Genomic DNA, 13,789 nt, shown 5'->3' on the forward strand with positions numbered 1-13,789 from the left:
ACGCACATGAGCTTTCTATGTGCGTTTTTCTATTTAAATAATTAAAAATACATCCTAATGATTCTTTTTATTTCTGCCACCCGACTCTGAATCAATTGATGTGAAATTGGCAAATATGGTTGGAGCTCTTTCCAACTCTCCTTCATATCTTCCTCTGAATTGTTCAAAAGCAATATACGACTTCCATAATCTGCAATCTCCTGCAGACACCAGCGATAAAAATAAAATTCGAATATTCCCTCATCTATGATTGTATGAGGACGTTGCATAAGATAACTTGTTAAAAAGCGTTTAAAATCAACTGGTTCCCCATCAACTTCAATAAAGTTCATAAGGTCTCGTTCTACAGGCGCTATTTTGATTTCTCCCCAATCAATGATAAATAATTTCTCATCGTAATCACGTAATATATTTGCAAAATTAGCATCACCATGCGTCATCACAAGCTCTCCTGGTAATGCAGAAAATTTCATTTGCATTGTTTTCATTTTCTGTAGGACTTTTAGTAAATCATCTCTTTCGTTCATAAATAATAAAGCTGTTTTTTCCTTATAATCATTTTTCCTAAGATCATGATGTGCTGATATTTGTAAAAGCTTGCGAATTGTTCCCTCAAAAGGATTTTCAAATTGTTCTATTGGGAGTTGTTCAAATACTCTACAGTTTATTGAATGTAAATCTGCCATCAGCCTAGAAATCGGTTCTAAATAAAAGTTAAAATTTTTTTGATCATAAATGGAGCTACCGTTAATGTATGGGAAGAGCGAAATGGCATTATCGTTTATTTTTAACAACTCTTTCCCGCTGCATGTGCGGATTGGCGCTACTACATACTTCTTACCATATTGATGGCAAAGAGTAGAAACAACTGATAATGCAAATGAAAGATAATTACTATCATCCATTTTTTCAACTTTTGCAAAAAAGCTTTTCCCGCTCTTAGCTTTAATATGGTAACCATACCCTCCCTCTCCTTTTGGAATGAAATGAAACCCATTTATTTTCCCAATTGGGTAAGCTTCTTCTATTATTTGTATAAGGGTTTCAGTATTAATCCCGGAGTTATCTCTTTTCATATTGCCTCCCCCCTATAAAAACGAACAAAAGCGAAAGCGCCTTGATCAGCCTAGGGCAAATAAGCCGAATTGGAATAGAAGGCGTTTTTTGCCTTCAATTCCAATTTGGCTAGACCCTAGAGGGGCTAGGCGCAGGAGCTGGATGTCAAAACGCTTATCTACAGTTCAAGAATTTTATATTTTCGTGAACGAAGAAAAAGGCTGCTAGTATAACAGCCTCAATAAGATTTTAAACATCCTGACTTATTTTCTGGACGAAATATTAATTCCTGCTTTCTTTTTAAGAACTTATACTAAACTCAGGAATCTCAATTTTTACCTCACTGCCTTGTTCAGATGAGCGTAAGATGCCATCGATAATCGCTTGGTTAATGACAATTTGTTCCCCAGGGATTGGCGCAGGTTTTCCTTCCTTAATTGCCACAACAAAGTCGCGAACTTTTTCATAGAAAATATTTAGCTGATGATTTTGTACAGGAATCGTTGATTCAGCATGATGGCCTTTTATATCATGGAATAGGCTGATTGAACCGATTCCCCCATCCCATACACCGCTCCAAGGACCGCTGCCTGCAGGAGTTAGTTTTAAGCCGGCGTCAGTTCCAAGGAAGATCGTAGGTCCAAGAGAGTCCATATGCATTGCCCATGATATTTTGAAATTCAACACGATGCCGCCTTCTAATCGGACCATCGCCACTCCAAAATCTTCTACCTCAAACTTATTCGCTTCAGGATGATAGAGCGGATTTGTTCCAAAATGGTTAGACGTATAAGCTGATACAGTAAGTGGCTTAGGATAGCCAAGCGCATTTAAGGCAAGATCCAGTGAATAGCAACCGATATCCGCCATAGCTCCTGCTCCTGCTAATCGTTTATTAATAAATGTTCCACCTGGCATCCCGCGTCGGCGTCCCCCGCCGGTTTGAACATAATAAACATTCCCTAATTGGCCAGATTGAACAATCTCTTTTACTGCCTGCATATTCGGATCATACCTTGGTTGAAAACCAACTGAAAGGATCTTATTCGACTTTTGTGAAGCTTCAACCATCTCAATTGCTTGATCTAAGGTAACAGCCATTGGCTTTTCAACAAGCACGTTTTTCCCAGCAAACAGAGAATCAATGCTTGTGTTGTGATGGGCAACATTTGGTGTACAAATACTGACTCCATCAATATCCATTTTTAATAGCTCCAGGTGATCATCAAATCCCTTTGCTTCTTTTAATTCAAGCTGTTCAATAAATTGCTCTGCCTTGCCCGGAATGACATCGGCTACAGCGACAATTCTTACATCCGGCATTTGCTTATAGGCTCTTGCATGGGCAGCGGCAATTCCACCGCTGCCAATAATACCGATATTGATTGTATTAGACATCTACTTTCCCTGCTTTCTTTTCGGTCAGCTAACAGTATTGATCGGTTGATAGCCTGCCGCTTGATAAATTCTTTCAGTTAATGTTACGACTTCTTTTGCAAATTCCCCTGGGACCATTACTTCTTGATTACCTAAAATGGCCTCAATAAAGCTTTTATCCGAATTAGTTGTTTGCATTGGGAGCTCAGGTTCAATCGCTTCTTGACCTAAAAGCCTGAGCGTAATCTTCCCATTATCATAGAAAATTGCTCCATTTTCCCCGCAAAAAACATAGGTTTCATGCCAGCATGGGGCATTTCCGATAATATTCAGTCCAGCAACTACATTATGTTCAAAGCGGATTGCGGTAAATGAATCCTGCTCGACAGGTGTTTGATGCAGCTCCATTTTCGCTTCAACTTCAAGAGCTTTTAAGCCTGTCGTCCATAAAAGAACATCAACAATATGACTGCCTGAATCCATCAGCATGCCTCCACCTGATAACGAAGGATTTTGCCGCCAAGTCCCCTTTGTTAAATGTTTCCAATCTTGATATAAAGAAGCAGTGATTGATGTAAGCTTGCCAATTTTGCCGTTAGCAATTGCTTCGCGTATATAAAGGAAAGCCGGTTCAAAATGTCTTTGGTAGGATACTTGGAGCAGCTTGTTTGCTTCCTTCGCTAACTCGATAAGCTCTTCTGCTTCTTTTAATGAACAGGCCATCGGCTTTTCAATCAGAACATGACAACCATGGTTGATGCTATCAACTACATGCTGATAATGAAGGGTATGCGGTGAGCAAATTAACACCGCATCCATCGGGATATTCTCAAGCATGTCTTGATGGCTATCAAACTCTTTAACACCTTCAAGGTGAAATTTCTCAATTAACGTCTTCCGATTGTTCTCATTCGGATCAGCTACTGCAACAATATCAGCATGTTCGATTTCACCTAATTGTTTCACATGCAAGTGAGAAATGCCGCCTGTGCCAATAATACCTAACCTTATTCTTAACATCTCGATCACCCCGTTAACATTCTTTTCCGACATGCAGATTGGAAGCGAAACAAACTTTTATTAATTTGTAACGAAAGAGGATTGTTCTTCAAAATAAACAGCTTTACCTGTTTTAGCAGATTCATAGATTGCTTCTAAAATTTGTGTAACAACAAAAGCTTGTTCAGGTTTTACGACAGGCTCTGTGTCATGAATGATATTATCAATCCAAAGGCGGGCTTCTAAATCTGCATCTGATTCTGCCTTTCCATCGTAAAAGGCCACTCCGCCTGGTCCAAGATCAACTTTTGTCGTGTAAAGCTTACCGAAGCTTTCACCATTGATTCTCAGTCCATCCTTCATATCAGCGCCACCCTCTGTTCCGCTAAGTGAGCATTTTGCTTCATCCACATCCAAAGAATTTAATGCCCAGCTTGATTCCAACACAATCGTTGCGCCATTTTCCATTGTGATAAAGCCAAATGCAGAATCTTCAACAGTAAACTTTTCAGGATCCCACGGTCCCCATGCATTTGCTGCATTTTTCTTTTGGCTTAATTTATGGTATGTCGAACCCATAACAGATTTAGGCTTATAGTTATTCATCATCCACAAGGTCAAATCAAGTGCATGTGTTCCAATATCAATCAATGGTCCACCGCCTTGTTTTTCTTCATCTAAGAATACGCCCCATGTCGGAACTGCACGGCGGCGAATCGCATGTGCCTTCGCATAATAAATTTCACCTAAATCTCCGCGTTCACATACTTTATGTAAATGCTGGCTATCTGGACGGAAGCGATTGTTATAACCGATTGTCAGCTTTTTACCAGAACGTTTTGCAGCCTCTAGCATTGCTTTTGCTTCAGCAGATGTTTTTGCCATTGGCTTTTCACACATTACATGCTTACCTGAATCAAGCGCCGCTACAGAAATTTCTGCATGGGAATCATTTGGCGTAAGGACATGCACTACCTCAATTGTTTTATCTTGAAGAAGATCGCGGTAATCGTCATATACCTTTGCATCTGGTGTACCGTATTCAGCCGCCGCTTTTTCTGCTCTTTCTACTAAAATGTCACAGAATGCTGCTAGTTGAACATGTTTTAATTTTGATAAGCTTGGCATATGCTTACCGTTTGCGATTCCTCCACACCCGATAATGGCTACCTTTACTGTTCTTGTCATTTTCATTTCCTCCTAGATTTCTTTATTTAAAGTAAATTTCAAGATGTTCTTTAGCTTTTATAATTCCTTGCTGTTCCTTCTCCAAGGAACCCCAATAACGATGATCTTCCAATTCAATACTAATTGGTCCTTCATAACCGATCTTTTCCAAACGAACAGCTACTTTCGCCCAATTAACATCCCCTTGTCCCGGAATTGTATATCTCCAAGGCCCTTCTGAAAAATCATAGTGAACGCCAAAGGTGGCAGCAATGTTACCGCATTCATATTGCTCATCAAATAAAATTTCGGTGTCTTTGCCATGACAGTAATTAATTCTGTCGCCAAAATCACTCATGACTCTTAGATAATCAATCCCAAGTCTAACTAAATGTGATGGGTCATAGTTAATCCCAAAATGTCTCGAAGGGATCGCATCAAACATGGCTCTTAACATTTCAGGTGTACTGCCCAAAGTTGGATAGTATGGCGCAGGTCCCGGCCAACCTTCTAATGCAAGATAAATCCCTTCTTGTTCTGCATGTTCGACAATACTAGGAAACGTTTCTTTCCAAATTTCAAAAGCATCTTTGCGTGACATCGTGATATCCTCAGGAACAAGACATATAAACATCACTTTCCCGCCTAGACGAGAGATTTCTGTTATTTGGTTTTTAAGCGCTTCCACAGCTTCTGTCCGTGCATCCTTATCTTTATTTAAAAGCTTCGTTTGTCCAACAGCTCCAACACCATCAATCGAACCTACTTCAAGTCCGTTTGCCTCAAGGACCGCTTTCACTTCTTCGTTATAATAAGGGACATCAATGACATCAATGCCAATGCTAGAAGCCCACTTTGCTACGGATTCAATTCCGTCAGCACCAATTTTTGGTGGAATTCTCATACCTATTTTCTTCGTCATGCCAACAACCTCCTGCTATAATCATATATTTTTATAAAACTATTTAATTCCACTAAACGTGATTCCTTGAATAAACGTTTTTTGTAGAAAGAAAAACAAGATAATAATTGGTAGTGTCATCATTGTTGATACAGCCATCATTAATCCCCACTCAGTCCCCATTTGCGTTTGGAATTGCTGAAGTCCTAATGACAATGTATATTGGGTTTCATCTGTTAAGTAGAGTAATGGACCGATAAAATCTGTCCAGCTGCCCATGAATTGGAATAACCCTACGGCTAGAACGGCAGGATTTGCCAATGGAAGCATAATTTGCCAATAAATTCGAAATTCGCTAGCTCCGTCAATTTTAGCCGCATCCCTTAAATCATTCGGCAGCCCTAAGAAGAATTGACGTAATAAAAAGATGTAAAAGGGTACGCCGAAAAAGGCAGGTACAATTAAAGGAAGCGGTGTTCCGACCCATCCCATTTTGTTAAAGATCAAAAATAATGGAATCATCGTTACCTGACCAGGAATCATCATGACCGCAATGGTAATGAAAAAAAATACATTACGTCCCTTCCATTCCAACTTCGCAAAGCTGTAAGCTACCAGGGGACATGTTAGAACAACACCAAGTGTACTTACTAGCGTAATCACAACCGTATTGTTTAAATAAGTAAAAAACGGGATATATTCCATTGCATCCAAATAATTTGACCACTGAAACGGTTTCGGAATCCATTCCGGCGGGTAAGAAAATACTTGAGTAATAGGTTTCAAGGATGTTGATACCATCCAGATAAATGGAATAATAAAGAAGCACGATGCGATAATTAAGCATAAATGTGACAAGGTTTTCTGAAATTTAATCTTCCCTTTTGCACTCATTTCATCTGACTCCTTTCTACTTCCCTTGGTAATGAACCCAACGGTTAGAAGTAATAAAGATTACAGCGGTTAGGGCCATAACAATAACGAAAAGGATCCATGCCATTGCTGAAGCATATCCCATTTGGAAAAATTTAAATGCATTATCATAAAGATGCATGACATAAAACGTTAATGAATTGGCTGGAGTTCCTTGCCCCTGGGTCATTGTGTACGGCAAGGTAAACTGTTGGAATGCCCCGATTGCACCCATGACCAAGTTAAAGAAAATAACTGGAGTCAGTAATGGCAATGTTACGTTTCTAGTTTTCTGCCACCAATTTGCACCATCAACCTCAGCTGCCTCATAGAGTTCCTCTGGAATATCGCCTAGTCCAGCAAGATAAATAATCACCGATTGACCAATTCCCCAAAGTGACATTAAAATGAGGGAAGGTTTTGACCATAATTCACTTCCAAGCCAGTTTGGTCCTTGAATACCAATCATATCAAGCATCCCGTTTATAAGACCAAAACCAGGATTTAATAGCCACATCCACAAAACCGCTAAAGCTACATGCGGTACGAGTGTCGGTAAAAAGAAAATTGTCCGGTAAATAGCCATTCCTTTTATTTTCATATTCAACATCATTGCTAACGCGACACCGAATATAATACTTAATGGAACGAATAATACTGTGAAATAAACGGTATTATAAATTGATTTCCAGAATAAATCATCCTTGAAAAGATCTTGGTAATTTTTAAAACCAACGAATTCCCCAGGTTGCAGGATGCTATACGTTGTAAAACTGAAATAGATTGAAGCAATAAGCGGAAAAGCAAAAAACACTGTAAAACCGATAATCCAAGGTGAAGCAAAAAGCCATCCGTGAAGATTTGAATTGTTCGATAATTTCTTTTTCTTCACAACAACAGGTTCCTGAAGGCGAGTTTGTTTCGTTACTTCCGCCATATAGATCCCCCTTTCAACTAGTTAAGTAAGGAGGGTGACTCAAAATAGCTCTCGCCCGAGTCACCCCGAAACATTTATTTATACTTCTCGAGGGCTTTATTTACTGTTTCTGTCGCTTTATCAAGGTTTTCTTGTGCAGTTCCATTTCCTCTTACTGTTTTTTCTCTTGCATCGACAATTTCATTCCACAATAATTGACCTTCAGGGATTACCGGTCTACTATGTGAATTCGGTAAGATATCAATAAACGGCTTTAATTTTTCATTCTCTCCACGGCCTAATTTCTCATTAACTGCCGGGATAACAGAAAGGTCACCAGGAAGTTCAGAGAAGTATACCTCTTGTCCTTCTTCCGTACCAAAGAACTTAACGAATTCCCAAGCTGCTTCCTCATTTTTTGCACCTTTCGGTATAACAACAGCATGTCCGCCAGACCAAGTTGTAAAGTCAGTTCCAGTTGGTGTTGGGATTGGAGTTACACCATAATTTAAGTCAGGCTTGTATTTTTCAATCGCCGAAATCGTCCAGTTTCCATCAACTTTCATACTGATTTGTCCTGAAATGAATGGATCCATTGCTCCGGAACCTGCAGAACTTTCAAACCCTGCAATATCCTCTACACCAAATTTTTGGGCAACCTTCGCCATCCATGTTAATGCTTCAACTACCTTCGGATCATTTGCTGTTACTTCACCAGTTTCTTCATTATAGAAATTTCCTCCAAAGCTCCATCCCCAACCATAAAGCCAACCTTGACCATACCATGGAATAAATCCAATTTGTTTAAAACGCTTGCCTTCTTTTTTCGTTAACTTTTCTGCAGCTGCTTCCAATTCTTCAATTGTTTTAGGAGGATTTTCTGGATCTAATCCAGCTTCCTTAAAGTGGTCTTTATTGTAGTAAAGCATACGTGAATCTGTTGTATATGGTAGTCCATATAAACGATCCTTGTAATTTGCTTCCTTCCAAGCATATGGATAATAAAGGTCCTCCGTTATACCGTCAGCTTTAGCCATATCTGTAATATCAGTCAAAGCTTCTTGTGCAGCCCATGAACCAATTTTAAATCTGTCAAAAAGCGCAACATCAGGCGGGTTTCCACCAGCAACAGCAGTTAACAGCTTTTGGTCTGCTCCTTCACTAGCCTCGGTATAGACCATTTTAACTTTAATATCAGGATGTTTTTCTTCAAATGCAGCTACCATTTTCTTCAGTGCTTGTAATCCAATGTCAGTGGCTCCATGCCAGAAAGTGATTTGTGTCTGTCCTTTTCCATCTCCGCCTCCGTCTGAAGAACCTGATTCCTTTGAAGAACAAGCAGACAATACGATACTTAATATGAGAAAAATCGCTAATGTGAAAATACCAACCTTTTTACCCCTACATTTCATAAGACCTTACCTCCCCTTAGTTTGAAAATTTTTTATCACTTTCTAAATAAATAACTGATAGCCATCCCCCTTATTTAAAAACTTTATATATGTAAATCAAACCTGTTTAGGTATGATTTTACCCCTTTGTATGAATACGCTTACAACAAGTTGTAAAATATTTTTGCACCATGATTGTGTGCGAGATGTAATCTGTATTAAAATGTTATGAAAGATTTAGTGCCTAATCATGTATATTTTCATATCAATTATTCATATAAAATCTACAAATATATCAAATGTTATAACAACTTAATATTTACAAGATTAGTATATCAATGTGAAATAAAACATGTCAATAATATTTTTCTAATTTTTTAAAATATTTTAGGGTTACAAATTATATGTATAATTATAATATAACAAATATATGTATATTTCTCTCCAAAATAGTATCCTGTTCATTTGGTAGTAGATGACAAAATAAAAAAGGGACTGTCCCTCTCCAAACATACACAAATATAGAAACCTAAACTTCATTTTTTTCTATATATTGTGTTTTTTAGGGGGATTGACCCTTTGTTTTATTTGGCCCATTTAAACTTGCTTAGTTTTTATTACTCTCTTTTGCGTAGATCTGCCATGTATGAGCTTAAATCCTACCTCTGAGTGAATAGGCGGTGTATCATTTTCACGAATATGTTTAATTAATATATCAACTGCAAGGCAACCCATTTTTTCTTCGTCTTGCCATATATGTGTGAAAAATGGTTTGTCGATAATATCGGTTGGAGAATCAAAGCATGCGATAGAATAATCTTCAGGTACCTTCTTACCTAATGAAACCAGCACTTCATAGAGTAAAACAGCGACTAAATATTCACTTGTTATAAATGCCGTGACTTCAGGGTTATTCTCAATTAAACGACGAATCTCACTTCTATCTTTTTCATCAACTTTCAGCTTTTCAAATTTTAAATTTGAATGGTGGTGTTTGGTACTCTCAATATTCAACAAGACCGTATCTGGTTTTATTCTTACACCCTTTTCAGCCATTGCGACATGGAAACCCATCAGTCTATCTTCCAGGGAGGATGTTCCATCTGTTGAAGGTGATAGATAGCCAATATGCTCATGCCCGAGTTCTAGCATATAATTTGTTAATTCAATAGAAGCCATTTTATTATTAATGCAAACTGAGCTTGATGGTATGCCTGTTAAATATCGATCTACTAAAACTAGCGGATAATTATCGATTACAAGTCTTAATAAGGCATTGTTATAATGCTTTCCCGGAGAAGGACAAAAGATTAATCCTTTAACACCAAGCCTTACTAATGAACTGATCGCTTCTTCTTCCAGTTCTGATTTTCCTAATGTTTGCTTCATGACCATCAATAGATTTTGTTTTGAGCAATATTTCTCAATTGAATCAAGTAATATTGAGCCGTAATCATTGCCAAATCCCGGAAGAATAAAACCGACTAAATCCTGTTTGGAACTTGAATCAGCTAGTAATAAATGATTCTCTTTTTCTACTGTTGATTGAATAATAGCTTGGTTCATTTCGGAAACGAAGGACCCTTTTCCTCGGTAACGCTCGATAATATTCCTCTGCGCTAACATATCTAATGCTTTTTTTGTTGTAATTCGGCTTACATTGAACTTTTCAGCTAGTTCATTTTCCGAGGGGATTTTGTCACCGGTTTTTAATGTTCCATTTTTAATTTCTTCTAAAATATCAAGGTATATTTTCTTATATAATTGGCTCATTTTAGCTCCTTACAAAGTTTAAATTGTTATATTTAATATAACAACTAAACCGTGCTTTGACAACTATTCAAATTTAAAATATTTGATGACAATAACTGCAGACATCTATTGGAGCTTGCTTTTCTCAAAGTTATGCTGAAATCGGAAAAATAATAATGGCCATACTAGTTCCAGCTTAACAAAAAACAATCCTATTCAATGAATTGTTTCACATTCTCTGCAAATGATTTAGAGGTTGTCGATTTCCCTACAACTAAAGTGTAATTGATCACAGTATGCTTAGGGATTTTTTCTCCCTTTAGTTGCTTCATTAACATATGAACCGCTATCTCCCCCATTTCTTCCTCGTGTTGACGGATATGGGTAAAAGCCGGTTCCTCTAAGCGATTTTCAGGACAATCAAAGCAGACAATGGAATAATCCTCAGGAATTTTTTTTCCTTGCTTTTCTAATACATACTTAAGTGTTACTGCCAATGAATATTCACTGACAATAAAGGCCGTAACGGAAGAATGTTTTTCTATGAAATGTTTAATGGCTAGAAAATCTATTTCTAGTTTGGAGTTCCCCTGTCCATCTTCAATGTGTTGCGGCAAGGAACTAATCAAATCAAGCAATAGAAAGTTCGGATTTAATTTTAACCCGCGCTTCGTGTAAGCAATATGAAAGCCTTGGAGTCTTTCTTCAATCGTAGATGTTCCACTTGGAGATGGTGACAAAAAGGCGATATTCGTATGACCCAGAGTGAAAAGATAATTTGTTAATTCTTCACATGCTGCCTGATTATTAGTACAAACTGAACTAGCTGGAATTCCCTTTAAATATCGATCAACTAATACTAGTGGAAAATCCATTAAGACCAACCTTAATAATTCTGTATTATAATGTTCTCCGTGAACAGGAAAAATGATCATTCCGTCTACACACAATTTTACAAGGTCTTTGATGGCATTCTCCTCTTCTTTTATATGTCCTCGTGTCCGGCGGATAATCAAGCTGCAATTATTTTGCAGGCAAACTTTTTCAATTGTTTTAACAAGATTTAATCCAAAGGCATTATCGAAATCCGGGATCATTAAAGCGATTAGTTTACTCGTTCTTTTGTTTTCATGCCTTTCTTCTTCTGTTAAGGGTAATTCCCTTAATACACTCTCCTGTTTAGCAACAAATGAGCCTTTTCCTCTAATCCGTTCAATGATGTTGTTTTGTGCAAGTAAATCTAACGCTTTTTTTGAGGTGATTCTGCTTACTTGAAATTCATCAGCTAAGTCTTTTTCTGAAGGTACACGGTCACCTTGCCTTAAAAGTCCTTGCTTTATTTGTTTTATGATGTGTTCGTATATTTTTTCATATAAAGGAGTATTCATCTTTAGGTTCACCTTTTTCTGGTTGTTATATATATTATATAAAATATAACATCCTAAAACAGACAGAACAAGTAATTAGCTTTACGTAACCAGTCAAATGTCCTACTTCATCAGCAAAGGAAAGTTATCGATGGCTTCTTGTATAATTTAACTAAATCTAAGCATTCTAATATTTGTTTAGGAGGTGAAAATGTTGTCTAAGCAAAATAATGATCAAAATATGCCACAAATGGGTTCAATGAAGAAAGAAAAAGGGTCGGGATCAGAGTATCATATAAAGCATGCTGATCATCTTGAGGGCTATGGTGAGCCATATAATAATGCTGAAGGTCCAAGTAGTACGACAACAAAGAGCCATAGCCAATAATGTTGTTAAGAGTGAATTCTATTGTTGTTCACTCTTTTTTATTTCGGGTAACTCAGGAGCCATCCCTCCTTTTTTAAATTGGGGAATTTAAATTCCCCGCTGCTCGCAATACTTATCAATGATCTGTTCTATTTGATCCAACTCCGGATACTCTCCAGAAAATGTGAATTTTATTTCCTCAATATACTTTCCTTGATTTAATACATGAATTGCACCGTTTTGATTAATCACACTATATTCGGGTTCAAATCGGTAGCCATTTCTTTCAACAGCGCCCATTTTTTTCTCAGCTCCTTGTCAGGCTAATTGTTTACCTCCTTACTATTTCTTAAAAGCCGTTAAAAAAACCGCATCCCCGACAAAAAAGGAGATGCAGTTTTTTATCTCATATTAACGGGGAGTATATCTCCCACTGATGGAAGTCTCACTTTTATTCGTCTTCCTCTTCTGCTCTATTTGTTTGCGTCGGGAGAGTATCCCAGAAGCTTGTATCAGCCGTTTCAATTGAGCCGTCTGCAATTGCTTTTACAGCTGTCTCTAAAGTCGTAATCGTTTGTTTAATTAAATAACCATTGCTTTTTTGACCAAGTGCATAGGACTCAATATAATGATCTGACATTCCGCGCATCTCAAAAAGTAATGTTGAGATATCATATCGTATTGCTGCTCCATTACGACCGATATTGGCGCCATTCCCTCCGTTGTATTTTCCAATATGGCCCCAGCCTGTAACTTCAATGGCGTTGTATACTATTGCCCCCAGCTTTTTAGAGCCTTCTAATACTTCTGGTTTCACCTGCGAATTTGTTGGATGGAGGATTGAGCCTGATACGAGCTCGCCGTCTGTTTCACTGCGTGTTCCTTGATGATGTAAATCAATCATATAATCAATATCATACTTCGCAAACACATTTTCATGAAGTGCTCTTGCTTCTGCCTCCATTTCGCTGACAGGTTTATCATGTTCACGATTTAAATCAACTTCATTTGCATTATATCGAGTTAAGTGACGGTCACCGTCAGCTAAATAGTTATCAAGTGAGAAGTTAACATCACCCATTGCACCATCAGCATTTAGCATTGGGATTACGAGCACATTTACATGATCCAGGACATCTTTAAGTTTGTTCGTGCCTAAGTGTTTAATAAATTCAAGCGCCCCTTCAGTCGTTAGCTGCTCGTTGCCATGTTGCTGGGTTAAAAATAAAACCGTTGGATTGTCAGGGTTTGATAAGTATTTGGACATGTAAATATCACGGCCTTTAACCGTTTTACCGATGACTTCAAGCTCCATCGCAGCTTGCTTAGAATCCTGTGTTTTCAAATAATCAACCATGCTTTCATATGTATGTAAATTCGATGTTTGAATAGAACCATTCCCCGTGTTTGGCCCATTGCCTACTGCGTTTGCTGGAATTGAAACAGCTGTAACTCCCCCTATTGCCATTAAACTAGATAATGAAATAGACAAAACTTTCTTTTTCATACTCACTTACAATTCCTCCCCTTCGCTACAACTTAGTTACCATTCTATCTTACTGGTTCACGTTGATAGAATTAATA

13 protein-coding genes are annotated in these 13,789 nt (G+C 37.8%); 1 reads left to right on the top strand and 12 read right to left on the bottom strand.

Translation table 11 applies throughout. From position 1 onward, the window contains the following. Positions 1 to 41: 41 nt before the first annotated feature. The 10 genes from ACSVDH_RS16690 to ACSVDH_RS16735 all read right to left on the bottom strand — a co-directional run bounded on the left by ACSVDH_RS16690 (position 42) and on the right by ACSVDH_RS16735 (position 11,859). Entirely contained in the window at positions 42 to 1,076 is a 1,035-nt protein-coding gene (locus tag ACSVDH_RS16690; RefSeq protein ID WP_439251394.1) for a phosphotransferase, read from the bottom strand. A 280-nt stretch (positions 1,077 to 1,356) separates the two neighbouring features. Beyond that, the gene (locus ACSVDH_RS16695; RefSeq protein ID WP_439251395.1) at positions 1,357 to 2,454 is read right to left on the bottom strand and encodes a Gfo/Idh/MocA family protein; all 1,098 of its coding nucleotides are present in this window, start codon (positions 2,452 to 2,454) and stop codon (positions 1,357 to 1,359) included. 24 nt (positions 2,455 to 2,478) lie between these two features. Then, positions 2,479 to 3,453, bottom strand: a complete 975-nt coding sequence (locus tag ACSVDH_RS16700) for a Gfo/Idh/MocA family protein (RefSeq protein ID WP_439251396.1) — start codon at positions 3,451 to 3,453, stop codon at positions 2,479 to 2,481. A 60-nt stretch (positions 3,454 to 3,513) separates the two neighbouring features. Next, a complete protein-coding gene (locus tag ACSVDH_RS16705) occupies positions 3,514 to 4,620 on the bottom strand; it encodes a Gfo/Idh/MocA family protein (protein WP_439251397.1) in 1,107 nt (368 codons plus the stop codon). 22 nt (positions 4,621 to 4,642) lie between these two features. Then, positions 4,643 to 5,521 (bottom strand): sugar phosphate isomerase/epimerase family protein, encoded by an 879-nt coding sequence (locus ACSVDH_RS16710; RefSeq protein ID WP_439251398.1) that lies wholly within the window; start codon positions 5,519 to 5,521, stop codon positions 4,643 to 4,645. Between the two features lie 39 nt (positions 5,522 to 5,560). After that, entirely contained in the window at positions 5,561 to 6,394 is an 834-nt protein-coding gene (locus tag ACSVDH_RS16715) for a carbohydrate ABC transporter permease (RefSeq protein ID WP_299089948.1), read from the bottom strand. Positions 6,395 to 6,410: 16 nt separating this feature from the next. Then, entirely contained in the window at positions 6,411 to 7,349 is a 939-nt protein-coding gene (locus ACSVDH_RS16720) for a carbohydrate ABC transporter permease (RefSeq protein ID WP_299089951.1), read from the bottom strand. A gap of 74 nt (positions 7,350 to 7,423) precedes the next feature. Then, the gene (locus ACSVDH_RS16725; RefSeq protein WP_439251399.1) at positions 7,424 to 8,740 is read right to left on the bottom strand and encodes an ABC transporter substrate-binding protein; all 1,317 of its coding nucleotides are present in this window, start codon (positions 8,738 to 8,740) and stop codon (positions 7,424 to 7,426) included. 576 nt (positions 8,741 to 9,316) lie between these two features. Beyond that, on the bottom strand, positions 9,317 to 10,492 hold the full coding sequence (locus ACSVDH_RS16730; protein WP_439251400.1) for a GntR family transcriptional regulator: 1,176 nt from the start codon (positions 10,490 to 10,492) through the stop codon (positions 9,317 to 9,319). A 191-nt stretch (positions 10,493 to 10,683) separates the two neighbouring features. Continuing rightward, positions 10,684 to 11,859: a GntR family transcriptional regulator gene (locus ACSVDH_RS16735; protein WP_439251401.1), complete on the bottom strand. Its 1,176-nt coding sequence runs from the start codon at positions 11,857 to 11,859 to the stop codon at positions 10,684 to 10,686. A gap of 193 nt (positions 11,860 to 12,052) precedes the next feature. Between ACSVDH_RS16735 and ACSVDH_RS16740 the strand changes: the two genes are divergently transcribed. Further along, positions 12,053 to 12,226 (top strand): hypothetical protein, encoded by a 174-nt coding sequence (locus ACSVDH_RS16740; protein ID WP_299089962.1) that lies wholly within the window; start codon positions 12,053 to 12,055, stop codon positions 12,224 to 12,226. An 87-nt stretch (positions 12,227 to 12,313) separates the two neighbouring features. Here the strand turns inward: ACSVDH_RS16740 and ACSVDH_RS16745 are convergent, their stop codons facing one another. Both ACSVDH_RS16745 and ACSVDH_RS16750 read right to left on the bottom strand, forming a co-directional pair. Further along, positions 12,314 to 12,505 carry a YbxH family protein gene (locus ACSVDH_RS16745; protein WP_439251402.1) on the bottom strand — a complete coding sequence of 64 codons (192 nt, stop codon included), beginning with the start codon at positions 12,503 to 12,505 and terminating at the stop codon, positions 12,314 to 12,316. A gap of 151 nt (positions 12,506 to 12,656) precedes the next feature. Next, positions 12,657 to 13,712, bottom strand: a complete 1,056-nt coding sequence (locus ACSVDH_RS16750) for a M14 family zinc carboxypeptidase (RefSeq protein WP_439251555.1) — start codon at positions 13,710 to 13,712, stop codon at positions 12,657 to 12,659. Between the last annotated feature and the right edge of the window lie 77 nt (positions 13,713 to 13,789).

This window comes from Metabacillus sp. Hm71 (assembly GCF_051842955.2).
Taxonomy (GTDB): Bacteria; Bacillota; Bacilli; order Bacillales; family Bacillaceae; genus Metabacillus.